This is a genomic window from Thermococcus sp., assembly GCF_015523185.1.
Taxonomy (GTDB): Archaea; Methanobacteriota_B; Thermococci; order Thermococcales; family Thermococcaceae; genus Thermococcus.
Genome location: NZ_WAKV01000004.1, coordinates 46727 through 71264, shown reverse-complemented (window position 1 = coordinate 71264; position 24538 = coordinate 46727). Strand labels below are relative to the sequence as shown.

Below are 24538 nucleotides of genomic sequence, written 5' to 3'. Positions count from 1 at the left end.
TCTCAGTGTCATAGAGCTTTATTGTCAGTTCATTCCACCCCGGCAGGAGCTTGAGGAGAAGCATCGGCGTATCTATGAGAAGCTCCCTGTAAACACTTAGGAAGTCCTTCCTTACCAGAACGGCCCCATCAATGTCCTCGGGCCCTATCGACGAGCTCAACTTCTTCCTGGTAACGGAAATCACCGTGTCACAGGCCTCTCCAAGATTGAGGGCGTCCATCTGACTCATTATCTGGCCGTTGAACTTCTCGGCAAGCAGTTTTAGTGCCTCATCTACCTTCTCCGGGACGCGGAGAATTATTATCGTGCTCTCAATTTCCACCCTCTCAACGGATAGCTTGCTGTTCACTATCTCCGAGAGAACAACCTTTGCACCCTGCTTTATGTGAAAACCCGTCTCAGGGGGAACAGTTTTGGTCTCATCTGGCGGTGTAACGAGGAGTATCGTCTCAAACTCGTTGCTCTCCCTTATTGCCTCCTCGGTGGGTATCTCCTCCACGTTAAAGAGCTCCTTTACAGCGTTCCTTAGCTTTTCCACGTCACCCCTCAGGAAAACAATCGAGGGCCCAAAGCGCATGAGCCTCATCACAACCCCCTCCTGAGTTTGTAACCTCTTGCCGTGTCGGTTCCAACAGGGTAGTCCATTCTTACGACCATTCCACTCGGGAGGAAAACGAAGTTAACCCCCAGGACCGCGTTTAACCCCTTTGGGATTACCCTAAAGTTGTGCCCATAGAGCTTGAAGTCCGTGTTTTTATCGGCGACGTCCTCCCAAGTGTGTCCAAGGGCGAGAGTCTTCCCATTTATCTCAATAACGCTTCCCGGCTCAACAACGCTCTTCCCAAAAAACTTCTTTACAAGCTCCACATCATCTTCGTTGCCGGGAACGATGTAGAGTTCTGCCCCAGAGGACTTTAGAATTCTCGCGAGCTTTCTCACGGCCCCGATGTAGAGGGGTCTTAGCTCCGGTTTCCTCTCAAGCTTGATGTTGTCTGCCAAGTCGCCCGTGTGAATTATCACGTCTGGTTTGTACTCATCGATTAATTCCGCGATAAAGGTGTAGACTCTCTCGGGGGTGTCGCTTATATGCATGATGAGGGTCTCGTTAGAGTTTTCCCTAATTCTCTTGAGCTTTCTCCGCCTTAGGAAGCCGAACATTGGGAACACTAACAGACGCTGGTCGGTTCGTGTATATTACCCTTTTCCCGATAGTGTCTTATTGTCACTAATCCAGCGAGCAGACTGATTCCAAAGAATACAGTGGCAAAAAGTGTAAGCTGTACTGACTTCATGACCCCACCCCAGAGCAGGAGGAAAGGGAAGTAACCCATAAACAGCAGTACTCCCAGGGAGTTGGGATTTATCTTTTCCCCCTTAACCTTGAGCTCATCTAAACCCAGCTGTAGCTTTCTCGTTAGTAAACCCCCAGAAATCACAACGAGGATAAGTGTCCCGAGAACAAATACGCTGTTTCCAGTTAGAATATCCCAAACAAAGGAGGACACAACTGTAACAAGGTAAAGAGCCATCGCTATGTCTCCGGGAGTTTTTACGGGTTTGGGTAGAACAAGATAAAGGGCATAGTTTATCGACGAGAACCACACTGCCGTAAAAAGAAGTTGAATGACCACAAGACTCCCCAGCTGGGTTTTCAAACTCGTTGAGGCGACCATCGAGACAACTAGCCAGCCAAACACAAAACCCGTGTTCCAGAGCGTATTTTTGAGCCTTTTGCCCTTAACTGCCAGGGAGCCAATAAACCCGAGTATAATCCCCAGGAGAATTGATATTGCAATAAGAATCCCGCTTAAAATGCTCACCCAGTCGGCCTCAACCGGAACGGTCTCTCTCCAGTACAGGTCAAGGGGTATGGCAAAAGATTTCTTTTCTTCTCCCACGGGATGAACCCAGAGGATTACTTGGAAGCTTACGTTTGTAGATTCGTGCCCCAGAATCCAAGGTATTAAATCCCCGGGTTGATAGCGGGCTCTAACGTGAAGCTCAATTGGAATCATATCTCCCGGTTCGTATTGGCCATTTTTGACAAAGAGAGTGCTTTTGTATTCCCCATAAAACGGACCTGCGATGTTGATATGGTGTGTCTTGTCTATGGGGACTACCGTCGTGTTTTTCGTGTTGAATACGTGCCCCTTGCAAGTTCCTTCGGCAATGAATTCTAAACCGTATTTAGAGTCAACGGCCTTAACAATCAGCCGGCTACATGACAGGGTTACGTTTGTCTTCTCCATGCTATTCGCACTAACTTGGGAAATGGTGGGAATAGTAAAGGCTAGCAATATCAACACAATTAACAACGCTTTTCTCCTCATCTTGACCGCAGGCGATACTCTTGGCTCTTTAAAAACTTTAGCACTTAGAGAAGTATTGGGAGACATTATTAAGACCCAAACCAAAACTCCATCGGTGTCCGCCATGAAAGTTCTCGTTCTTGGAGCTGGAAACGTTGGTAAGGCCATAGCGTGGGACTTAAAGGATGAGTTCGATGTTTACGTGGCAGATTTAAGCGAGGAAAGACTTAAAGCAGTTTCAGGTTTCGCAACTCCGGTTAAGCTTGATGCATCGCGCTTCGATAAGCTAGTTGAGGCTATGAAAGGCTTTGAGCTCGTGGTCGGAGCTTTACCCGGTCGCTTCGGCTATTCATCAATCAAAGCTGCCATAAAAGCCAGAGTAGACATGGTTGATGTTTCGTTCATGCCAGAGAACCCTCTCGAACTCCGTGAGGAAGCGGAAAATGCCCAGGTAACGGTTATTTTCGATGCCGGCTTTGCCCCCGGACTGAGCCACATCCTCATGGGAAGAATCTGGAACGAGCTTGACGACATGAGCGAAGGCTATATCTACGTCGGTGGCCTTCCCAAGGAGCCGAGACCACCGCTTTATTACAGGATTACATGGTCACCGAAGGATTTAATTGAAGAGTACACAAGACCGGCTAGGCTTATCAGGGACGGGGAGCTCAGGGCTATAGACCCGCTCTCGGAAGTTAAAACGGTGGAAATCGAGGGATTAACCTTTGAGGCCTTTCCGAGCGATGGACTGAGGAGTTTGCTCGAAAGCGTAAGGGTCGAGAGGCTGGAGGAGTGGACGCTCCGCTGGCCGGGCCACCTTGGGAAAATGAGAGTTTTGAAAGAGCTCGGATTCTTCGAACCGGAGCACGTTGATAAAACCCTTGAGGTTATAACCCCTCTGATGACCTACGAGAGCCCAGATTTCTCGGTTTTAAAAGTGGTTGGCCGAGAAGCAGAAAGGGAGATAAGCTACATCCTCCTCGATGAAGAACGGGAATTTACATCGATGGCAAGGGTTACTGGCTACACAGCCTCGGCCATAGCCCGTTTGGTCTCCGAGGGGAGCTGTATCTTCGGGGTTATTCCTCCAGAGATACTCGGCATGAGGATTGACACCTTTGAGAGAATCCTTGACGAACTTGGGGAGAGGGGAATAAAGCCGAGGAGGGAGGAGCGTGCTCCACCTGGTGATAGCTGATTCCGAGCTAGAACTCGTTCCAAAGTCAATAGTAGAGCATCCCGCCGTTGTAAACTACGCCAGGAGAAGGGGCAAGAAGCCGGAGGAAGTAATCCTCGACAGCAGTTACCACCATTCGGCTCTCAAGAAGCTCGAAGACGGCGATAGGCGCGGTAGGCCGGACATAGTGCATATCTGCCTTCTCAACGCCCTTGAGAGCATAGCCAACAGGGAGGGGAAGCTTAGGGTTTACGTCCACACGAGGAACGACAAGGTAATTTATATAAAGCCCGAGACGAGGCTCCCGAGGAACTACAACCGCTTCCTCGGTTTAATGGAGAGCCTCTTCAAGAAGGGAGTTGTTCCGAAAGACCTGGGACTGTTAAGGCTGGAGGAGAAAACACTGGAAGAACTAATCGGGGAAATTGACCCGGACGAGGTCTTCGTTATGCACGAGGGAGGCGAGTTGATAAGGCCGAGGGACTTTGGTAAGACCCTAGCTGAGCTTAAGAACCCGCTCGTAATCGTTGGGGGCTTTCCCCACGGCGACTTCAGGAGCCCCGTTGAGGGCAGAAAGGTCAGCCTCTACCATGAACCCCTTATGGCATGGACTGTCGTGAACGAGGTCCTGGTCAATTTTGAGACATACTTTAACCTTTGAACATATTCCTTCACTTTTTCCGGTCTCCATGCACAATGTTTTTATACAGTCTATTACACTCTGCTTTGTGTGTTCTTGAAGGGGAGGTGCTTGCAATGAAGAAGGTAAATATTATGATGGCCTTGCTCATTACGGGTTACATCCTCGGAATCTGGAGCTTCTTGGTGGTTCCAAAGTACTATATGGTTTTTGGCCTTAAAGGGTTCCTGATTTCACTGGCTCCAGCTATAGTTGCACTGTTTCTGGCCTACAACGAAGCCCAGAGCACCAAAAAAACGAGATATCTCATCTATGAGCTTCTCTTCAAGGTAGCAAGGGTTCCAGCCGTAATGTTTACGCTGTTAATGTTCCTTCTTGTGGTTCTCGGAGTGACCGCATACGCTTCTGGTTGGAGTCTGATTTACCTCCTCGGGGACAATACGGGATATATTGTCCCCCTCGCGATTCTGACAATACTCCTAGCGGCACTTCTCCTCATGCTAGCAAAGGGCAGAACCCTTGAGTTCATATCCGGGATTTCAGTCCTCATGATTCTGTTCACTATTGTCTCAGCACTCCTCATCAGGAGCAAGGCTCTGAGCGTCGTCACATCCGAGCAGGCGAAATACTACATGAACCAAGCAGTTTCGAGCATAACCTCCTTCAGCCAACCCCTCAGTTTTGAGGGTATCATAATGCTTCTTGCCTCTGTCGTGGTTGCATTTGGTCTCGGCGCCGGTGTCTACTACGTCTTGGGAAGCTTTACGCCGGAGGATTTGGACTTCAAGAGGGTTCTTATAGGGGTGTTTCTGCTCCAGATAGTCCTCAGCTTTGCCGCCGCTTACACAATGGCATATTCTCTCGGCCCGGCTTTCCAGGCCTTTGAGAAGAGCGTCCACAATCCCAACCTGAGCGTTGAGGAAACTTATAAGATGTACTCCCAGTTCAGAGCCCTTCAGGCGTATGCAACCAACAGTACCGCCCCTCTGCCCCAGTCTGTTAGGGTCTTTTACATGATTCCTCAGATTATTAAGGATAACATCCCCGGAGCCGGCACAATAACTCTGTTCCTCATACTGTCCTTCTACTTCGCGGGTCTTACCACGCTAATAGTCCTTCTCGAGATGGGCACCCAGATGCTCTCGGAAGTCATTCAGTTTGATAGGACTAAGAGCCTCGCAAGCGTTTCGATAGTTGGCATAATAATTTCAATATTTATGGCCTTTGGCTCGGTCAAAACGATGCTCTTTGCAGTTCCTTTCAGCGTCGGGGCAATAATCGCCTTAGTTGAAGCATATCCAGTTGCCAAGTCAGACTTAGCATCAAAAAAGAGCGCAATTATGCTCTCAATGGCTTTCCTGGCTTTCGTAGGTGTCTCCGCACTCTACTACTTCCTCAAGAGTTCCAGCGATGCTGTTAAGCTGGGGGCAATACTCGGTCTCGTCCTTCTGGTTCCGCTCCTCATGAACGGAATGCTCCTCAAGGGCCGTCGCTGAGCCTTTTCAAAAATTTTTTAAACGCCTTCTCCAACTCAAACCAGAACGCTTAATGGAGGTATGAAAGATGGGAGACAAGACCAAGGTTCAGGTCAGCAAGCTCAAGCCCGGAAGGTACATTATTATTGATGGAGAGCCCTGCAGAATTGTTAACGTGACGGTTTCTTCCCCCGGAAAGCATGGTTCCGCCAAGGCCAGGATTGAGGCCGTTGGAATCTTCGACGGCAAGGTCAGGAGCATTGTTAAGCCGACCAGCGCGGAAGTTGATGTCCCAATCATCGACAAGCGCGTTGGCCAGGTCATAGCCATAACACCAGATACAGTCCAGATTATGGATATGGAGACTTACGAGCTCTACGACGTTCCCTTCGAGGGCGGCGTTGACGAGGAAGTGAGAGACCAGCTCAAGGAGGGTATAACCGTCGAGTACTGGGAAACCCTTGGTAGGATTCAGATTAAGAAGGTCAGGGGCGAGTGAGCCCCTTTCCCTGCACAACATTTTAAAGTCCCTTTTCTCGAAAACCCTGGGGTGGGCTTATGGTAAACTTCAGCGAGCTCATTCTCCGGAAGTTTATGAATATCGCTGGCTCTCGGTATGAGGAGATAATGAAGGCCTACCAAGAGTTTTTCCTGACGGAGGAAGAACTTCAGATTCCTGTGATAACTTCAATCCTATTCGTTGTTGATAGGTTTTCGGGTGATATACCAAGGGAAGTTTTTGACGTTTTATCCTCATACCCCGAGGCAAGGATTGACGTTGTTTACCTTGTGGACAGTGCCCTTTTCAGTTTAATACGCGAGACCCTTGGTGAGGAAGAGGCCGAGAAATTCAGGGAGAACGAGGAGTCCCTTGGAAGGCAGATATTGAAAAAAATAGAGGACGAGCTTTCAAAACTCGGGATGGACTATACCGTTGAGATAATCTTTGCCGATAAAGTTGACTTCGTCGAACATGAAACTGGGACTAAGGATTTACTGGTGATATCAAGGCACTTCGGTTCCGAGAGCGTGAAAACCCACAAGGTTAGCCCCGTCGTTTTCAGGATTGTTCAGGGCATTGAAAAACCCGTAATCGTTTACTGAGGTGGTATCATGAACGCGCAGGAGGTCATAGCACTTGCAGTCTTCCTTGGAGTTTATGCCTTCATAATAACGGAGAAAATCCACAGAACGGTCGCTGCCATGGTTGGTGCCAGTGTTGTTCTGCTTGTGGGCATAGTGCCCTGGGAAAAGGTTCCCGAGTACCTCGACCTCGGAACTATTCTCCTCCTCGCCGGGATGATGGTGGTTGTAAACGTCGCCAGGGAGAGCGGGCTCTTTGAGTACATCGCCATAAAGACCGCGAAGCTGTCGAAGGGCGACCCCATGAAGGTGCTCCTCCTCTTCTCGGTGGTTACGGCCCTTGTGAGTGCCTTCCTCGACAACGTTACGACCGTTCTTTTGCTAACCCCGATGCTTCTTTACATAACTAAAAAAATGGACGTCAACCCCGTCCCCTTTCTCCTCTCCGAAATCTTCGCCTCCAACATAGGTGGAACCGCAACGTTGATAGGAGACCCGCCGAACATCATGATAGGTTCGGCCGCGAAGCTAAGTTTCAACGAGTTCCTCCTAAACATGGGGCCGATAGTCATGGCCGACCTGCTTGTTGCAATACTCATCGTCTACGTTGCTTACAGGAATTCAATTAAAGTCAGTCCCTCGAAGAGGGCCGAGATTGAGAAGCTAATAATGGGGATGGATGAGAGGGACGCGATCAGGGACAAGGAGCTTTTCAGGAAGTCAGTGATAATAATCCTGGCCATTGTCCTTGGCTTCTTTCTCCATGACACCCTGGGTGTGGAACCAGCTGTCATAGCCCTTCTCGGGGCCTCGGCAATACTTCTCTGGAGCGGTTTTTCCCCGGAGGAAGCCCTTGAAAAGGTCGAGTGGGCAACGCTCTTCTTCTTCGGCGGGCTCTTTCTCATTGTCGGTGCCCTAGTGGAGACTGGTTTCATAGATGCACTTGCAGAAAAGATTATAAGTCTCATCCACAGTGAAGCCCAAGCAATATTCGTAATCTCGTGGTTCTCGGCAATATCTAGTGCAATCGTCGATAACATTCCCCTGACAGCCACAATGATTCCGCTGATAAAGGCAATGGGGTCAAGCATTAACCCTTACCCGCTCTGGTGGGCCCTTTCGCTCGGTGCTTGTCTCGGAGGAAACGGAACGGCGATAGGAGCGAGCGCCAACGTCGTCGTTATAGGAATCGCCCACAGAGAGAGCGTTAGGATAACCTTTGGCGAGTTCCTAAGGGTTGGCGCCGTGATAATGTTCTCGACCGTCGCCGTTGGTAGTTTAATGCTCTGGGTTAGGTACGGGCTGTGAGGTGTGGTCATATGAGGATACTCGTGCTCGTTGACGGCTCGAAGTGGAGCCAGAAGGCGGCCTTACACGCCTTTGCAATAGCCAAAGTAAAGAGGGCCAAGGTGGTTCTTTTCTCAGTTCTGGACAGGCGCGAGGCAAGGGCGGTCGCCTTCCATGCCAGCGTCAGGAGCGGCTCTCTCGAGGAAATCAAGCGCTTTGAGGAGACCCTCTGGGAGGAGAACAAAAGGAACGTGAAGGAACTGCTCACAACCCTGCTCGAACTCGGTCAAAAAGAGGGAGTGAACTGCTCCTTCAAGATAGCGGAGGGACCCGCGAGGGAAACAATACTAAAGGAGGCCAATTCGGGGAAGTATTCACTCGTCGTCATGGGTGCCTACGGTAAGAGCGGAAAGACGAGGATAGGCTCCCTCCTTGAGGAGGTCGTTGGCCACATTGAACCACCAGTGATGATAGTGAGGTAGCTTTAAAACCCCTCCCTCTTTTTTTGCTCCGGTGGTGGCATGGAGTTCCTGTACACCTACGAAACGTTTAGGCTTGAGCTTCCTCTAACCAACCCAGAGAACGCAAAGTACGTCATTTTTGGCGTTCCCTTCGACGGGACGACTAGCTACAAAGCGGGAGCGCGCTTTGGGCCGGCTCTCATCAGGCAGGCGACTCTCAACCTCGAAAGCTACATCCTCGATTACAACATTGACTTGGCGGAGCTTTCAATAGCGGACATAGGCGACGTTGCCATCGTTGCTGGAGACCCCAGAAAAACCGCGGATAGGGTCAGAGTAACCATTGAAGAGCTAAAAAAGGCGAATTCAAAAGCCCTACCAATCCTCCTTGGCGGGGAGCACTCCCAGACGCTTGGAGCGGTTAAAGCCTTGAGGCCCAAGAGCTACGTAGTCTTTGATGCACACCTCGACCTCCGCGATTCCTACGAGGATAATCCATACAATCACGCCTGCGTTGCAAGAAGAATAGCTGAGCTTGGGGTTCGTGAAGCGATGTTCGGCATCAGGAGCGGAACGAGGGAGGAAGTCGAGTTCGCCGAGAGAAGCGGAATCCCATGGGTTCATGCGAGGGACTACAGTTTTGATGCTTTCGTTGAGCTCGTTAAACCACTGCCTGAGCCCGTCTATCTCTCCGTTGACATAGACGTTTTTGATTTACCTCTCGTCCCGACGACGGGAACTCCTGAGGCAGGCGGATTAAGGTTCTGGGACGTTGTTGAGGCCATAGAGTGGCTCGTCGATAACAAGAGGATAGCGGGCTTCGACATAATGGAAGTCGCCGGAGAAACGCTGGGTAACCCAACAGCTTTAACTGGAGCAAAGCTCCTCTTCTATTTCATTGGGGCAATAGAAAAAATGGGAGGATTATGAGACCCTTGCTCTCTTCTTCTCATGGTATTTTCTCATCCTGTCTTCGACGGTTTCATGCTCAAGGAGTTTGCTCTTGAGGAACGGCACCCACAGGGTCTCTGTTATGACGGAAGCCAGCACAGTGATTACCGTTACCGCAAGGATTACCTCGCCCCAGTAGACGGTTAATGTGTTGCTGTGATATTTCATTGCAAGGCTAAGGGGCAACGCTGCGAGCGCTGACGGAACAACTCCCCTTGGCCCTTCGAGGGCTATAAAGAGATACTCCTTGAGATTCCACCACTTGAGAATTAGAAGGGCAGCTATGGGTCTTGCCACGAGCATTATGAAGTATGCAACGAGTATTCCCCTCCAGAGATTATCGGTGAGCGGTTTAAGGTCAAGGCTCGCCCCAAGGAGGACGAAAATAAATATCGTTGATATTGCAGCAAGACTCTCGTTGAAGTGGACTTCCTTCTCTATAGCTTTCATGACCTTGTTAAGAATCTGCGGTTTTTCCCTCTTGCCGAACACCTTGTAATTACCGAGGATTATCCCGGTAACGGTGGCGACAAGGTAGCCCGAAGCTTGGAGGGCTTCTCCAATCATAAAACCGCTAAAGGCCAGGAAGAGTGAAAAAATTTCAATCTCCGGGAACTCGAATATCCTGGTCTTTTTGATGAACCAGTAACCGAAGGTTCCGACGGCTATGCCAACCACTATTGAGACAACAACCTCATAGAGGAAATATGCCACTGCGGCACCGTATACGCCCATGTGGGAGCTCATGCTGGCGAAAAGTCCACCGCTGGCCTGAGGAACCAGCATAGCAACTGCAACCGCCGTCAAGACTATGCCAAGAGGGTCGTTGAATATTGACTCCGTCACAATTGTCGTTTCAATGTCCTGCTTGACCCGGTACTGGCGGAAGAGGGGAATCAGAGTCGCTGGGTCAGTTGCACTGATTATCGCACCGAAGAGAAAGCCTATGAGTAACGGTGCGTGGAAAATCCATGAGAAGAACCATGCCGCAAGAAGAGCCGTGATGAGCAGTCCAACGGTATCGAGGGTTGCTATGGTTGGCAGATTCCTCTTGAGCAGTTTCCAGCTCAGGTTGTGTCCCTCCGTAAACAATATCATAACCAGACCGAAGACACGGACGTAATCAAAAAGCTCGTGTGCAATATCCCTTGGCATTAGTGTGGCTATCGGCCCAAGTATCATCCCCGCTATTATGAAGAGCGGAACGTAGGAGATGTTGTACCTTCTACTTATAATCATTGCAATTATTCCCGAGCCCAGCACCGCCACAAGGACCTTTGCCATAACGTCCACTGCCATGTTTATCGCCTCCTGTTGGTCGTTTTCCGTGTCAACAAAGAGAATTTAAAGCTTTCTCCAGGTATTTTTAAGGATTAGGACTCTCTAACGATAAAGTTTCGAGAGAAAAGCTTTGAAATTGGTTTTTATGTATAGAAAGTTGAACCACTTACCACAGGTAAATGCCCTCGATTGCATAGTAATAGGCACGGTAGATGTCCTTCTTGGTCACGACACCAATGAGTTTGCCGGTTTCATTAACAACGGGAAGGAGGTTCTGATCGTTCATCAGGATTTTTTCAAGGGCATCTTGGGCTGTTTCCATCGGCGTTACCACGGCAAAGCTACGTCTCATAAACCTTTCAACGGGAAGTTTCTTGATTGATGTTGATTTTCCCAGAATATCGGGGACGCCCACTATACCAACGACCCTACCCTCATCATCAACAACTGGAAGAAAATCGTGACCAGTGTGAGCTATTATACTCTCAACTTCAATGAGCGGTCTCTTTTCATTGATTTTAACAACGTCCGTGCTCATTATCTCGTGAACCGCTATCGTTTCGAGAATCAACGGCCTTCCGGTTTTTATTCGGATTCCTTTCTTCTCGAGTTTAATTGTATAGATAGATGAACCTTTGAAGAATGCTCTAGCGGTTAAAAACGCTACAACTGAAGTCAATGCAACACCCGGTGAGTAGGCGTAGGTGCCTGACATCTCTGTTATCATTATTATCTGCGTCAGCGGGGCCTGTGTTGACGCGGAGAAAAATCCCGCCATTCCCGCCAGGGCATAGGCCTCAACGTTTGAGGGGATAAAATGGGAAACAACGACACCGAATGCAGAGCCCAGCATCGTTCCGATGAACAGACTTGGGGCGAATATTCCTCCCGAAAACCCAGAACTTATCGCAAGAAGGGTCGCGACCATTTTAGCGACGGCCAGTATCAGGAGAGTTTCAAGTGTGAACTTACCGAGAAGAGCGTCTTTTATACCCCCGAACCCCACCCCAAAAATGCCATCGTGGGGAAACAGCATTCCTATCAATCCTATCCCAATGGCACCGATAAAGAGACGTAGCTCAAAAGAATACCTCCGGGAAAGCTCATCAAAAAAATCCGTCGCCCTGTAGAGTGCCCTTGTGTACCCATAACCTATTAGACCAAGGATAATACCGAGGAAGAAATAGAAGGGAATTCCAACTAGAACACTTATTGAGGGGTTAAGAACCGGGAAGCGTACAGGGTTGTGGAGAACCACGAGCGTTATAGCGTTTCCAATTATGGCAGAGACAAATATCGGGACGAGGTTTATCGTTATTGCGCCCATGTAGATTACTTCGAGGGCAAAAAACGCCCCTGCGAGGGGTGTGTTGAAGGTTCCCGCTATTCCCGCGGCAAGACCGCAGGTGGTTATCAGTTTTCTGGCTTGGGATTTGGGTAGCCTCTCGGCTAGTGCAGAATCAAGCGCCGCCCCTATAAAGGCGGAGGGACCTTCACGGCCCAGCGGTGCACCTGAGCCTATGGAAATCGCCGTTGCGAGGGTTTTTAGAAAGGCCAGCTTTGCCCCTATCTTCCCGCTCTTGAATATTATACCCTCTATGACCTCCGGAACACCGTTGCCCCTCAGTTCCGGGTACTTCTTGACCATAGGGGCAATCAGAAACGCTCCGAGAACTGGGAGGAGTATGTAGCCGAAGTTTATTCCCCCAACGGTAAATGAGACCTCCGAAAGGACTCTTCTAAAAAAGAGGTTGTGGAAGGCGTCTATCATCAGCCTGAAGATTAGGGCACCCAGACCACCAACTAATCCTGCTATAGCAGAAATTCCAAGGAGTATCGACCACTTTTCGACATATCTTCTGAGATCCCATTCCCTGTTCATGGTCTCAACCGAAGAAGGCTCCCATCATGTCCATTTGCTCCTCACTCATGCTCTTTATCTTGAACTCTGACATCTTTCCCTTGAGCTTCTCGTATTCTTCACCGGTTATCTCCTTAGCCTCGCCGTTCTCGACGAGGTAGAATATGCCGTAGTCAGGGTCGCGGTAGGCAACCAGAAACTTCTCGACCTCGATGTCGTCAAAGTTAACGAAAATGACGTTTCCACCGGTGTAAGGTCTCTTGCACTTGAAGGGAAAGCTTGATGAATTGAGCATGGCATCACCCAGAGCTTGGTTGGCCTTCTCTCCGTTTATCTCGGTCCAGAAGGGTCTCCCCTCGAAGTCGCCCTCAACAACTATTAGGAACCTCTGGCCGTCGAGCTCCACTACAGGCGCTCCCTTCTCCTGAAGTATCTTAAACAGCTCGCCGATTGTCTCGGCGTTTCTGAGTGATGCCACAAATCCCTCGACTTTCATGATATCACCGTTTTCAACTCTAAAATCTGGGTTATAAGGGTTTGGGAGAAGCTTTTTAGATTGTCCACAGGACTTTCCACGGTGGTGGAATGCTCGTTGATGCCGACCTTCACATTCATTCGCGCTATTCAAAGGCCGTCTCAAAGGCAATGACGGTTCCCAACCTCGCCGAAAACGCGCGCTTTAAGGGTCTATCCATCGTTGGAACGGGCGACATACTGAACCCGATGTGGGAGAGGGAACTCCTCAGATATGCCAGAAAAGTTGATGAAGGCACCTACGAGAGGAACGGGATAAGGTTTCTTTTGACGACGGAAGTCGAGGACAACAGAAGGGTCCACCACGTCCTGATTTTCCCGAGCATCGAGACCGTGAGGGAGATGCGCGAGAGGCTAAGGCCCTATTCGAGCGACATTGATACAGAAGGGAGGCCCCACCTGAGCCTCTCGGCCTCTGAAATAGCCGACCTTTCAAACGAGCTCGACGTTCTCATAGGTCCGGCCCATGCATTCACTCCTTGGACAAGCCTCTACAAGGAGTACGACAGTCTCAAAGAAGCCTACGACGGGACGAGAATTCACTTCCTTGAGCTTGGCCTTTCCGCTGATAGCGAGATGGCCGACATGATAAAGGCCCACCACGGGCTGACCTATCTAAGCAACAGCGACGCTCACTCACCGATGCCCCACCGCCTAGGCAGGGAGTTCAACCGCTTCGATGTTAAGGAGGCAACCTTTGAGGAGATTAGAAAAGCCATCCTCAAACGGGGTGGCAGGAGAATCGTTCTCAACGCCGGTCTCGACCCTAGGCTTGGCAAGTACCATCTCACTGCATGTTCGCGCTGTTACACCCACTATTCTCTTGGGGAGGCCAAAGCTTTCAAATGGAAATGTCCCAAGTGTGGTGGGAGGATAAAGAAGGGGGTGAGGGACAGAATTCTGGAGCTGGCCGATACCAACGAAAGGCCTGAGGACAGGCCTCCCTATCTAAAGATGGCTCCTTTGGCGGAGATAATAGCGATGGTAATAGGCAAGGGGGTCGAAACAAAGGCAGTGAGGGTAATCTGGGAGCGCTTTTTGAGGGATTTTGGAAGCGAGATTAGGGTTCTAGTTGATGTGCCAGTTAAAGAGCTCGCCAGGGTTCATGAGGACGTTGCGAAAGCCATCTGGGCCTACAGGAACGAAAAACTAATCGTAATCCCCGGCGGGGGAGGAAAGTACGGGGAGATAAGACTTCCGGAGGAGATTAGGAGGGCAAAAATAGAGGAACTGGACAGCGTTGATGTCGAGCTTCCCGGGGAAAAACCAAAGCAGAGGAGCATAACGGAGTTCCTGGGGGTGAAACATTGAGAGAATCCGAAATCATCGAGCTCTTTCTCAGGCATCTCAAAAGGCAGGGTGATTTGCCTCTCGGGGACGATGCAGGGGCGATAAGATTCGGAAAGGCATGGCTTGTTGCTACAAACGACATGCTCGTCAGAAAGACCGACGTTCCGGATATAATGACTCCCGAGCAGGCCGGCTTTAAGGTGGTAACGATGAACGTGAGCGATGTCTCCGCTATGGGGGCCAGGCCCATTGGTTTTCTCTTCTCGCTTGGTATCCCCCCTGATTTAGGCGTCGACTACCTCAAAGGGATAGCGAGGGGGATTGAGAATGCCCTAGAATTCTACGAGGTCCCCGTTTTAAGCGCCGACACGAACGAGGCCGACGATTTGATAATAGACGGCATCGCCCTTGGAATAACTGAGAGACTCCTCACCCGCTCAGGGGCAAAACCTGGCGAGCTGGTCTGCGTTACCGGGGATTTAGGGAGGGCCCTAGCCGGCTATCTGGTCTGGAAAAACAAACTCGATGTATCCGGACGAGTTAAGAGAAGACTCTATGAGAAGTTCCTTGAACCCAAAGCGAGAGTTCTGGAGGGACTGGCTCTTTCAAAGGTGGCTAGCTCCGCAATAGACGTAAGCGATGGTCTGGCCAAGGAGCTCCACCTGTTGGCCAAGATGAGTGGAGTCGGGGTTGAGGTTTACCCTGATAAACTGCCCGTCGGAGAAGGCGTAAAGAAAGTTGCAGGGCTTTTGGGCCTTGACCCCATAGAGCTGGTTCTTGCGAGCGGTGAGGAATTCGAGCTTGTCTTTACTATAAAGCCAGAATTAGCTAAGGAGCTTGGTATCGAGTTCTCCGTAATCGGAAGGGTTGTTGAGGGGAATGGCGTTTACGCCATCGTGGATGGTAAGAAAAGGAAGATTCCACCCCTCGGCTGGGAGCATCTGGGAAATCCAAAGCCTATAACACCCGACATTAAATGAATTCCGTACGCTCAGTAGTATCAAAATGGAACTGATAACCAGAGTTCAGCAGGTCAGATACGCGACCCACACTACTTCCTACTTGCCGTGGCCCCATACTACTTTAGCGTTCTCCTCTTCGCAGTCCGCTGGGGATACGTGCTTCGGGGTATGGGCGTTGAGGTCCCTATAGGTGAGCTCTTCAAAGCGAACCCCGCTGGCCTCTTCATGAACAACATAACGCCGATGACCCGTGGTGAGGTTCCCCAGAATCCTGATGGGTCTCCAAACTTCGCGGCGTTCCCATTGGGATATCCTTAGTCGATGTATTTATGAGGGAATCCTCGAGTCAATTCCCGTGATAATCATGGTTGCACTCGGTTTTCTATACGTTACTTCCGCCCAAGCTCTTTTTCTAATACCCCTAATGGGCGGTAGGGTCTTAATCTGGAGTTTATTGAGCTGACCCTGCGCGCGTTTCGCATTGAGCTATCCCCAGAGGATGGGGATAAGATAGTTTCCCTAAGGAAGTGCAACGACATAAACATCATTGGAATTGGAGCCAGCTCCCTCGTCTGTGTTCTGACGTCCTGAGGCTCAAACTAATCACAATGGCCTTTGGAGAAGGTCTCGATTCTCGTTCTCGTCTTTATCTCCGTTGTGAACCTTATACCCGGAATAGCCGTTTTTATTCCCTGTGGCCTTGGCGTTGTTAAGAGTGGCCTCGTTGGGACGCTGACGTATGTAGGCCTGCGCCGGCACTGGCCATCTCGGTGGTAATACTCGAAAGGTTTATCTCCTATGTGCTGGGTAGCCTATTGGGACTCATAGTGCTCCTAACCTCCGGGGGAAGGGAAGTATGGAGAGCCTTAAAATCGCGCTAGTGAGCGACTGGTATTACCCTAAGCTCGGTGGCGTTGCCGTCCACATGCACGACCTCGCGCTTTACCTCAGGAGATTAGGCCACGAAGTTGCCATAATCACTAACGACCGTGAGACCGGCAAGGAGGCCGAGCTGAAGGGGGCCGGAATAGATTTAATCAAAGTTCCAGGTTACACGCTGGGTAGTGTTGGAATCAACATGAGCGTCTTTTCTCACAACGCCTCCAGAATGATTCCCTACATCGAGGGCTACGACGTCGTCCACGGCCAGCACGCGTTTACCCCTCTGGCACTGAAGGCAGTCTCCGCTGGCAGGAAGATAGGAAAGGCAACGCTGATAACAACGCACAGCATAAACTACGAGAACTCCTCAGTAATTAAAGCACTGACCAGGATTACGTTTCCCTACTTCAAATACCACCTCAGAAATCCCAACAGAATAATAGCAGTTAGCAAAGCCTCAAAGGACTTCATAAGGCGTTTCACCCGCGTTCCAGTGGAGGTAATCCAGAACGGAGTCAACGTGGAATTTTTTGATATACCTCTTTCAAAGGAGGAAGCCAAGGAAAAGCTGGGTCTCGGTGAGAGGGTAATCCTGTACGTGGGCAGGCTGGAGCCGAGAAAAGGGGCGAGAACCCTTATAAACGCCATGAAACACGTCAATGGGACGCTTCTCGTAGCCGGTCAGGGGAGTATGCTCCCCCTTCTGAGGGAAAGGGCCAAACTCATTGGCGTTGGGGACAGGGTTCGTTTTCTGGGGATGGTCGAATACTCTAAGCTCCCACTCCTCTACCGCGCCAGTGATGTCTTCGTTCTGCCGAGTCTCAGCGAGGCCTTTGGAATAGTTCTCCTTGAGGCGATGGCCTCTGGCGTACCAGTTATAGGAACCCGTGTAGGTGGAATTCCTGAGATAATAGAAGGCTGTGGTATCCTGGTTCAACCGAGAAACGCCAGAGAGCTAGCCAACGCGATAAACCTTGTCCTCAACAACCAGAGTGTTGAGAAGAGGCTGAGCCGTCTCGGGAAGAGGAGGGTTGAGAGAGTCTATGACTGGAACGTGGTTGTAAGGAGAATTGTCTCCCTCTATCGCGAGGTTCTCAACGAGGTGGCTGTGAATGGGTAAAATAGTCATGCTCACCTTTGACGTTGAGCGGGACTGTCCTCCCTTCGCGGAGACAAAGAGGGGAGTGGAGGATGGCCTCCCGAGGGTAATGGACCTGCTTGAGGAGTTTGGAATCAAGGGGACTTTCCTCTTCACTGGAAGAATCGCGGAGGAGTTCCCGGAACTGGCAAGACGCGCCGGTAAAAAGCACGAGCTCGGCTGTCACGGCTTGGAACACGAGCGCTTTGACAGGCTGTCTGTTAGAGAAGCAGAGAGCAGGCTGGTGAAGGCCAAGGAAACGCTGTCTCAATTTGGGGAGGTTATCTCTTTTCGGGCGCCGAACTTTCAGTTTCCAGACGAATACTATGGAATTCTGGCAAAGCTTGGTTTCAAGGTTGACTCAACAAAGGCCAAGCACAAGGGCTGGAGGAAGGGTGTCGCAGAGTTCAACGGCCTTCTTGAGGTTCCAGCTACGACAACTTCGATAGTCACAAGGCTTCCATGGGCCCTCCAGAGGGGTTTTCACAAAAGGTTCGAGAGCCCGGTAGTTTACATCTTCCACCCCTGGGAGTTCGTGGACATGTCCAAAAGGCTCAGGCCCGACTGCTGGTTCGGAACTGGGAGGGGAGCCCTTGAAAAGTTGAGAAAGCTGATTGAGTTCCACCTTGGAAACGGCGCTAGATTCATGACCCTCAAGGAGTTCTACGAGGGATACCAAAAGCTTAAACGCACGATAGGATAGTTAAAGATGGTGAGAGGCATGCGCGAGGCGATGTGGTGGGAGCCACTCGATAACAACCGTGTGAGGTGCAGGCTCTGCCCGCTTAACTGTATAATCAGCGAGGGGAAGAGGGGTTCCTGTAAGGTTAGGAAGAACATAGGTGGAAAGCTCTACACCCTTAACTACGGAAAGGTCTCTGCAATCGGTGCCGACCCCGTTGAGAAAAAACCACTCTTCCACTTCTGGCCGGGTTCGTGTGCCCTTTCAATAAGCTCGGTCGGCTGTAACATGCACTGTAAGCACTGTCAAAACTGGGAGATTAGTCAGGCTGATGAGAGCTTTCCTTACCTTCATGACATGAGTCCAGAGATGGTAGTGGCAATAGCGAAGCGCTACTCTTGTGAGAGCATAGCATACACCTACAACGAGCCGGTTATCTGGTACGAGTTCGTTCTCGATACCGCGAAGCTCGCTAAAAGAGAGGGAATCTACAACCTCCTCATAACCAACGGCTACATCAACGAGGAACCATTTAGGGAGTTGGCCCCTTACATCGACGCTATGAACATAGACATCAAGGCCTTCAGTGATGAGTTCTACATGAAGATAGCGAGCGTGCCGAGCGGTGAGCCGAGCAGGAGAACGGCGGTGATGGCCAAGAAGGAATTCGGAATCCACGTCGAACTGACATACCTTATAATCCCGACGCTCAACGATAAAGCGGAAGAAATCCGGGCCTTCGCCCGCTGGGTTGTGGAAGAGCTTGGCGACGATACGCCGGTCCACTTCTCTCGCTTCTTCCCCCACTACAAGCTGAAACACCTCCAACCAACGCCTCTAGAGACTATGGACATGGCCTACCGCATAGCTAAGGAGGAGGGCTTGAAGTTCGTCTACATCGGCAATGTGCCCGGTCATCCGGGGGAAAACACATACTGCCCGAGGTGTGGAAAGCCTTTAATAGTCCGCTGGGGTTTCGAGATTACCGAGTACAACATCACCGAAGATGGAAGGTGCAGGTACTGCGGTGAGAGGATTCCCATCGTAGGGACGTACACAAAGAAAAGTTATCCGGGTATGTGGTGGTGAAAATGGAAAAGATTGAAGCGATTTTCTATATTGAAGGCCTTTCCAACGACAAGAAAGCTTTGGAAAGCGCTATAGAGAATATCGTGAACGAGTTGAAAGGGGAGACTCTGGTCGAGGTTAAGGACGTTCATGTTGAGGACATAATTGAGAACAAGGATGAGCTCCTGAAGTACTCTGGGGTGGTTGAGGCTAAGGTTGTGGGAACTTTTGGAGAACTCGTCAAGGCAGTTCTAAAATACGGACCCGCCATTGTGGAGATTCTCTCCCCCGGAAAATTGGAGCTGGACTCGAAGGAGCTTATGAAAGTCCTTGGGGAAGTTGCACTCGTAATGGGGAAGTTAATGAACAGATTTGGAAGCCTTGCGGCGTATCCTGACCTGAGCGACGTTCCAGAGCCTAGGATTGGCTACTCACGGGAGGAAATTGAGTCAATGATTCTCGACGACAGGTTTATCCGTTATCGCATTGTAATTGAGGTCTCGGGCAAAGACAAGGAGTCCATTGAGAAAACCATGAAAAAGGCGCTTTCAATAGAGGGATGCCTGATAAACGTGCTGGCCGTGGAGGGCTCTGAAGAGGCTGGAGAGTTTAAGGGGCTTCTGGCGGTAGAACTTCTGTCAACTTTCGAGACACTGTTCCAGCTCGTTGGAAAGTATGCACCCGTTGCAATATCCATAATCGAACCAGAGATAATAGACGTAACCGCAGGAGAGCTTCAGAACGCCCTGACTGACATTGGTGGCTTTGTCAATGAACTCACTAGCAGACCAGTTAAAAGGGCTTTAATGTCTGACGGATGATATTATCGGCAAAAGGCGAATTTGCCATAGGCATTTAGTTAAGCTTTCTTTTATCATTTACGGCAATCGGCGAGCTTTTTTTGGCCAGTGAAAGGGTCTGAAAGCGAAAAGTATATATACCCTTTGGCTCCCAAATGACAGTGACAACACTTAGATGGGGCTTTAGCCCAACAACTTAAGGAGGTGTTGTGAAATGAAGGTGAAGAAAATCGCGGCACTTGCCGTTGGTGCCGCAATGATTGGTGCAACCATAGGCTTCGCTAGTGCCACCACTGTCCCGAACATCCCAAAGAGCTTTTTCGTCAAGTCTGATGGTACTCCGAACGTTAAAATCGTGGTTGGAAGCAACGCTGCTGCTATGGACGTTGCGAGCGCCGCTGACATAGCTGTTGCCCTTGGAAGTCTGCTCTACACCACCAAGCAGGTTGAGGCTCAGAACGCTTACGTCAAGATTAAAGAGGTTATCCCACCTGCTACCGAAGCTATGTGGACCATCTACGCTTACAACTACACCACCATCACCGAGGACCACGGGATAAACAACATATCTTCAGTTGGATGGGCCACCAGCTACGACCAGCTTCCAGCTGACTACTGGTACAACGGTGCCGCTTTCACCGCCAATTACACCGAGTGGGAGAGCGCCTTTGAGGTTCCCGTTACCCTGACAGGTAAGGACAAGGCTGGCGACTACAGCGTCGACTGGCACGTTACCATCGCCAACCCCGAGCTCAAGAGCCTTGACCCTGCTAAGTGGAACATGACCGCCCCGCCCAAGAAGGCTGACCTTGTCGTTGCCCCGGGTAAGCTCAACATACTCGTTGACTACGTCCTCTACAACTACAGCGTCACCACTACCAAGACAGTAGTTCTCGGTAAGCCCGAGTGGGGTACCACAGAAGTCACCAAAAACGTTACCAACTACTACATCGGCGATGCCGAGGAGGTTGCCGCCAACGGTGGAACCATAGTCAGTGAGGTCTTCCCGGGAGTTAGCGCTGGCATGGACTTCACTGTATTTGGTCACAGCTATCACGTTCTTGAGGTCGGAAACGACACGTTCACGGCCGGTATGATTCCGTCCGACAACCCGATGTGGTATGAAATTGGCCAGAGCAAGACCATACCCGGAACCAACTGGGTCGTTACTGTCCTTGACATCAACCTCCAGGAGACCAGGGCACTCATCATAGTTAAGGATGCCGCCACCGGTGCCCAGACCGGTCAGGTCATCCTCAACAAGGGAGAGCCGGTTTACTTTGTCGAGGAGAATGGCCAAGTTGAGACCTACGACAGCCTTAGCGCCGCCGGTGGAAAGGCGAACCTCGTGCTCACTCTCGAAGACACCTTCGTTGGTATCGACAACCACATCATAGCAAGCATTTCCGCTGAGTACGACATTGAGACCCTTGGCCCAGTCTTCCACCCGGCTGACGGATGGAACGCCACCGTTAAGACCGCCCTCAAGAACGGTGTCTGGTACATCACCAACATAACCCTCGTCAACGACAAGACCCTCGAGGGCAACCCGATTGACGTCTTCGGTGTCTACGACCTCAAGTATAAGTACGTTCAGAAGGGCTACGACAAGTACTACAACCCGGCCACCGGTGAGTTCGTCTACGCTCAAAAGGGAGAGCAGTACATAGTCGCCTACGCCTACATCTGCCTCAAGGATAAGGAGGGTCAGGTTATCGAAAAGGAGCTCAAGATCGGCGACCAGATACCTGACAGCGGCTACACCATCGAGGGCATCTACACCACCACAGTGGTTCCCAAGCCGGTTACCCAGCCGATAGTCTACATGGACTACGAAATCAACATCAGCGACCCAGGAAGCAACCTCATCCTCGTCGGTGGCCCCGTTGCTAACAGCGTCACCAAGTACCTTGTCGAGCACAACATAAGCAAGGTCGACTGGTACAACAGCCCAGGTGACGTTGAGTACATTCCAAAGGCTCTTGACGGCTACGACGTCGTTATCGTCGCCGGTGCAACCAGGAACCAGACCAGGGTTGCCGCTGAGGCCCTTATGAAGTACATTGCGGAGCTCGCCAAGGAGTGAGCTCTTTTCTCCCTTTTCATTCCCGTTTCTTGTCCGGGAGGTTTTTTGAATGAGCAGAAAGGTAGTTGCTTTAATCATCGTTCTGCTCGTCGTGTTGGCGCCGGTTTCTTATGTTCTCTACGGCTACTCAAAGTTCTCCGCAGTCCTAAATCCAGGGGCCCCAATGGGAGAGTCTCATTACATAGTGCTGTACTCGGGAGATAAATTCTACGTTCTTAACCCCTCCCAGTATGAGAGTATCAAAAAATCACTCCCGCCGGGCTCAAAGGTATTTAACATAACGCTCAAAAGCTACATAACCGGCAGTCCGGAGGTTGACCTCAACATTACGTTAAGGAGTCTGTACGACAGGTTTGTTATAGTCATTGGAAACCCAAGTGTCCAGGAATGTAAATCAAATCCACAACTATATCCCGGAAGTTGCCAGTTTAGAACGGTCGCAGTTACCGAAGTTTCTGCACTAGTTTCAAGCATATTCTCAATGAACTACTACCTGCTAGCTAAATCCAAGGGTTACGACAATACTAGTGCGAAGGAATATGCCTACGAACAAACCCAGCTCAGGCACGATATTGCTTACCTAAGCTTCTGGACAAAGTTCGACATTGGCAGGGGTGCTCTCGGGAATGATAAAGTCCTAACAGTGCTTCTCATAGGCCCGGCTGAAGGAGCAAAATGCAACTGCGTTTATGCTCCCAGAAAAGGCCTCCTGGTGATAGAGGGTAAAACCGACGAAACCCTTCGTGCGGAGGTAGTCCTCATCGAGAACATAATAGGGTTCAAATGGCCTGAGGGGAAGAATCCCCAGATAGTTTCGGCTACAGGCTGATTTTTCCGCCCAGTATTTCCCTTTTGTCCTCACTAATGAGGTTGAAAAACTCGTCCTCGCTTTTAAAAGGTCTCTTCACGAGTATTCTGACGGCAGTTTTCCTCCCGATTCCCGGAACAAGCTCCAAAACCTTGGGGCTTTCTCGGTTAATGTTTATTGGAACCGGAATTCCGGTAATGCTCCTGAAGCCGTGGTCAACTATAAGGACGTCGTAGAACCTGTTCAGGGGGATTTGCTTTGGAATTCCAACGATGAGTGGATAGCTCCCAATCTGCCTCCCGTAGGTCAACCCGTTGTCGAAAACCTCCGCACGAACGTCCCTCAGGACAGTCCCAACTGGGACGACCCGTTTGAGCATCGGTAAATCAATCTCGTGTCTTATTTTGTGTCTATAGTGCTGGATTAGCCGTTTATGCTTCTCAGTCTTAACCTTGCTCCTCATGTGCCACAGGGGTGTTCCGGGGAAGACGACCACCTGCCGGATGTTTATCCTCCTCACCATGAGGCCATTGTCGAGGAGCCTCTTGAGGAACTGGAAGGTTATCTCGTAGCTCTTTTTTGTCTCTCCCGGAAGACCGAAGATTATGTTTATCCCGGGCAGAAGCCACGGCATCCCGTTGTAGCCCCTCCTCGCGCCGACCTCGTTGAGAATTCTAATGGCCTCGTAGGTTTCCTCGGCAGTCGCGTTCAGGTTGTTGAGCTTGGCCACATGAGGGTCGGCACTCTCAAGGCCGAAGGCGACAACGTTTCCCGGTGTGCCGTACTTTATGAGGGCCTTTGCAATCCTTATACTCTCCTCGGGATAGTTGGCTATCACTGCTGGGTTGGCGTTGTCGACGTGGAGCGTTTTAACATCAGAAGCAACAGAACGTATTCCTGCAAAGAGCTTCTCTATCGCCTCGGGGTTTGGAATCGGGACCCTGCCGTTCGGTTTCGCCATGTACGAGAAGATACAGCTCTGCCTTCCAACCCGGAAGTGCCTCACTCCAAGCTCGTAGAGAACCTTTACTTCGGCAACAACGTCCTCAACCGGTCTGTCTTCGACGGTTCTGTATCTCACTGGCTCGGTGCAGAAGGAGCAACCGCCTATACCCATCGCCTTTGGACAGCCACGCTGGGTCTCAATCTCGACTATTACAAAATCCGGGAAGTCTGGGAACTGCTTAACGACCTCAGCACCGAAAATTGCGTAATCGCGTAGCTCTTCGTAGGTTCGAAACCTGAGGGGGTCGGCGTCCTTTGGATTTCTCAAGTAGTCAAAGAGAAAGGCCTCCAGGTCGCCATAAACCACGTGGTCAAAGACGCTTTCCGCCAACTGGAGCTCCCTGCTCGTAATTTTGATTCCACCCATCGATGCGGAGCCCATGAAGGCTGGCCCACCGAGGATTTTAACAGCCTTCAAATCCCTTATGAAGCGTGCTATCTCCTCAACGCTCCCCGGGACGGCGGAGAGGTATTTGCCCGGCGTGTGAAGACCGCCAATGTAAACCACTACATCGGCCTTTTCAAGAATCGCCCTAACCTTGGGGAAGTTGGGAGTTTTGTTCTTCGTCGCTATACCTTTTTCCCCCAGAAACGTGGCCCTCAGGTCATCTATTGTGAGATAAAAAATCCTAGCTTCATTTCGAGCCTTTCTCACAGCTCCGTAAGCGTATCTAGGGTAAATTCCGAGATACGGCGGAACTCCAAGGCCGGCCGGTTCATCAGTGTAGCCATCTATGAGGACAACCTTCATGGCACCA

23 protein-coding genes and 1 pseudogene are annotated in these 24538 nt (G+C 50.5%); 17 read left to right on the top strand and 7 right to left on the bottom strand.

Annotation, left to right across the window (positions count from 1 at the left end; all coding sequences use genetic code 11):
- The 3 genes and pseudogenes from F7B33_RS00490 to F7B33_RS00480 form a co-directional block, all read right to left on the bottom strand.
- Nucleotides 1-586, bottom strand: a pseudogene (locus F7B33_RS00490) (hypothetical protein); the annotation flags it as partial.
- Nucleotides 586-1158 (bottom strand): metallophosphoesterase, encoded by a 573-nt coding sequence (locus F7B33_RS00485; RefSeq protein ID WP_297065224.1) that lies wholly within the window; start codon nucleotides 1156-1158, stop codon nucleotides 586-588. The pseudogene F7B33_RS00490 and the gene F7B33_RS00485, both read right to left, overlap by 1 nt.
- 8 nt (nucleotides 1159-1166) lie before the next feature.
- The gene (locus F7B33_RS00480) at nucleotides 1167-2330 is read right to left on the bottom strand and encodes a hypothetical protein (protein WP_297072497.1); all 1164 of its coding nucleotides are present in this window, start codon (nucleotides 2328-2330) and stop codon (nucleotides 1167-1169) included.
- Here F7B33_RS00480 and F7B33_RS00475 point away from each other — a divergent pair.
- From F7B33_RS00475 to speB, 8 genes are all read left to right on the top strand, one after another.
- On the top strand, nucleotides 2248-3507 hold the full coding sequence (locus F7B33_RS00475; protein WP_366927507.1) for a saccharopine dehydrogenase C-terminal domain-containing protein: 1260 nt from the start codon (nucleotides 2248-2250) through the stop codon (nucleotides 3505-3507). The genes F7B33_RS00480 and F7B33_RS00475 overlap by 83 nt on opposite strands.
- Entirely contained in the window at nucleotides 3485-4147 is a 663-nt protein-coding gene (locus F7B33_RS00470) for a 16S rRNA methyltransferase (protein WP_297072492.1), read from the top strand. Before F7B33_RS00475 ends, F7B33_RS00470 begins: the two co-directional genes overlap by 23 nt.
- Nucleotides 4148-4242: 95 nt before the next feature.
- Nucleotides 4243-5622 (top strand): sodium-dependent transporter, encoded by a 1380-nt coding sequence (locus tag F7B33_RS00465; RefSeq protein WP_297072491.1) that lies wholly within the window; start codon nucleotides 4243-4245, stop codon nucleotides 5620-5622.
- Between the two features lie 67 nt (nucleotides 5623-5689).
- Entirely contained in the window at nucleotides 5690-6100 is a 411-nt protein-coding gene (locus F7B33_RS00460; protein ID WP_297066471.1) for a translation initiation factor IF-5A, read from the top strand.
- A gap of 59 nt (nucleotides 6101-6159) precedes the next feature.
- Nucleotides 6160-6705 carry a universal stress protein gene (locus tag F7B33_RS00455; RefSeq protein WP_297066472.1) on the top strand — a complete coding sequence of 182 codons (546 nt, stop codon included), beginning with the start codon at nucleotides 6160-6162 and terminating at the stop codon, nucleotides 6703-6705.
- A gap of 9 nt (nucleotides 6706-6714) precedes the next feature.
- Nucleotides 6715-7992, top strand: a complete 1278-nt coding sequence (locus tag F7B33_RS00450; protein ID WP_297066474.1) for an ArsB/NhaD family transporter — start codon at nucleotides 6715-6717, stop codon at nucleotides 7990-7992.
- A gap of 11 nt (nucleotides 7993-8003) precedes the next feature.
- Entirely contained in the window at nucleotides 8004-8453 is a 450-nt protein-coding gene (locus tag F7B33_RS00445; protein WP_297066476.1) for a universal stress protein, read from the top strand.
- A gap of 39 nt (nucleotides 8454-8492) precedes the next feature.
- Complete coding sequence (speB, locus tag F7B33_RS00440) at nucleotides 8493-9362, top strand: agmatinase (protein WP_297066479.1); 870 nt, start codon at nucleotides 8493-8495, stop codon at nucleotides 9360-9362.
- Here the strand turns inward: speB and F7B33_RS00435 are convergent.
- From F7B33_RS00435 to F7B33_RS00425, 3 genes are all read right to left on the bottom strand, one after another.
- The gene (locus F7B33_RS00435) at nucleotides 9357-10682 is read right to left on the bottom strand and encodes a sodium:proton antiporter (RefSeq protein ID WP_297072488.1); all 1326 of its coding nucleotides are present in this window, start codon (nucleotides 10680-10682) and stop codon (nucleotides 9357-9359) included. The two genes, speB and F7B33_RS00435, sit on opposite strands and share 6 nt — an antisense overlap.
- Before the next feature lie 148 nt (nucleotides 10683-10830).
- Entirely contained in the window at nucleotides 10831-12546 is a 1716-nt protein-coding gene (locus F7B33_RS00430; RefSeq protein WP_297072487.1) for a chloride channel protein, read from the bottom strand.
- 4 nt (nucleotides 12547-12550) lie between these two features.
- On the bottom strand, nucleotides 12551-13021 hold the full coding sequence (locus tag F7B33_RS00425; RefSeq protein WP_297072485.1) for a hypothetical protein: 471 nt from the start codon (nucleotides 13019-13021) through the stop codon (nucleotides 12551-12553).
- Between the two features lie 89 nt (nucleotides 13022-13110).
- Between F7B33_RS00425 and F7B33_RS00420 the strand changes: the two genes are divergently transcribed.
- The 9 genes from F7B33_RS00420 (at nucleotide 13111) to F7B33_RS00380 (ending at nucleotide 22796) form a co-directional block, all read left to right on the top strand.
- Nucleotides 13111-14370, top strand: a complete 1260-nt coding sequence (locus F7B33_RS00420; protein ID WP_297066490.1) for a TIGR00375 family protein — start codon at nucleotides 13111-13113, stop codon at nucleotides 14368-14370.
- Nucleotides 14367-15329, top strand: a complete 963-nt coding sequence (locus F7B33_RS00415) for a thiamine-phosphate kinase (RefSeq protein WP_297066493.1) — start codon at nucleotides 14367-14369, stop codon at nucleotides 15327-15329. The genes F7B33_RS00420 and F7B33_RS00415 overlap by 4 nt, the downstream gene beginning before the upstream one ends.
- A gap of 87 nt (nucleotides 15330-15416) precedes the next feature.
- On the top strand, nucleotides 15417-15629 hold the full coding sequence (locus F7B33_RS00410; protein WP_297066495.1) for a lysylphosphatidylglycerol synthase domain-containing protein: 213 nt from the start codon (nucleotides 15417-15419) through the stop codon (nucleotides 15627-15629).
- A 538-nt stretch (nucleotides 15630-16167) separates the two neighbouring features.
- The gene (locus F7B33_RS00405; RefSeq protein WP_297072482.1) at nucleotides 16168-17313 is read left to right on the top strand and encodes a glycosyltransferase family 4 protein; all 1146 of its coding nucleotides are present in this window, start codon (nucleotides 16168-16170) and stop codon (nucleotides 17311-17313) included.
- Complete coding sequence (locus F7B33_RS00400; protein ID WP_297072479.1) at nucleotides 17306-18034, top strand: polysaccharide deacetylase family protein; 729 nt, start codon at nucleotides 17306-17308, stop codon at nucleotides 18032-18034. Before F7B33_RS00405 ends, F7B33_RS00400 begins: the two co-directional genes overlap by 8 nt.
- Nucleotides 18035-18052: 18 nt before the next feature.
- The gene (gene amrS / locus F7B33_RS00395; RefSeq protein WP_297072513.1) at nucleotides 18053-19102 is read left to right on the top strand and encodes an AmmeMemoRadiSam system radical SAM enzyme; all 1050 of its coding nucleotides are present in this window, start codon (nucleotides 18053-18055) and stop codon (nucleotides 19100-19102) included.
- 2 nt (nucleotides 19103-19104) lie between these two features.
- Nucleotides 19105-19902 (top strand): hypothetical protein, encoded by a 798-nt coding sequence (locus F7B33_RS00390; protein WP_297072477.1) that lies wholly within the window; start codon nucleotides 19105-19107, stop codon nucleotides 19900-19902.
- A gap of 193 nt (nucleotides 19903-20095) precedes the next feature.
- Nucleotides 20096-21967 (top strand): S-layer protein, encoded by a 1872-nt coding sequence (locus tag F7B33_RS00385; RefSeq protein WP_297072474.1) that lies wholly within the window; start codon nucleotides 20096-20098, stop codon nucleotides 21965-21967.
- A 49-nt stretch (nucleotides 21968-22016) separates the two neighbouring features.
- Nucleotides 22017-22796 carry a hypothetical protein gene (locus tag F7B33_RS00380; RefSeq protein WP_297066511.1) on the top strand — a complete coding sequence of 260 codons (780 nt, stop codon included), beginning with the start codon at nucleotides 22017-22019 and terminating at the stop codon, nucleotides 22794-22796.
- On the opposite strand, the gene F7B33_RS00375 is transcribed toward F7B33_RS00380, so the two are convergent.
- Nucleotides 22786-24531, bottom strand: coding sequence for a radical SAM protein (locus tag F7B33_RS00375; protein ID WP_297072472.1), 1746 nt, complete (start codon nucleotides 24529-24531; stop codon nucleotides 22786-22788). The genes F7B33_RS00380 and F7B33_RS00375 overlap by 11 nt on opposite strands.
- Nucleotides 24532-24538 lie beyond the last annotated feature (7 nt).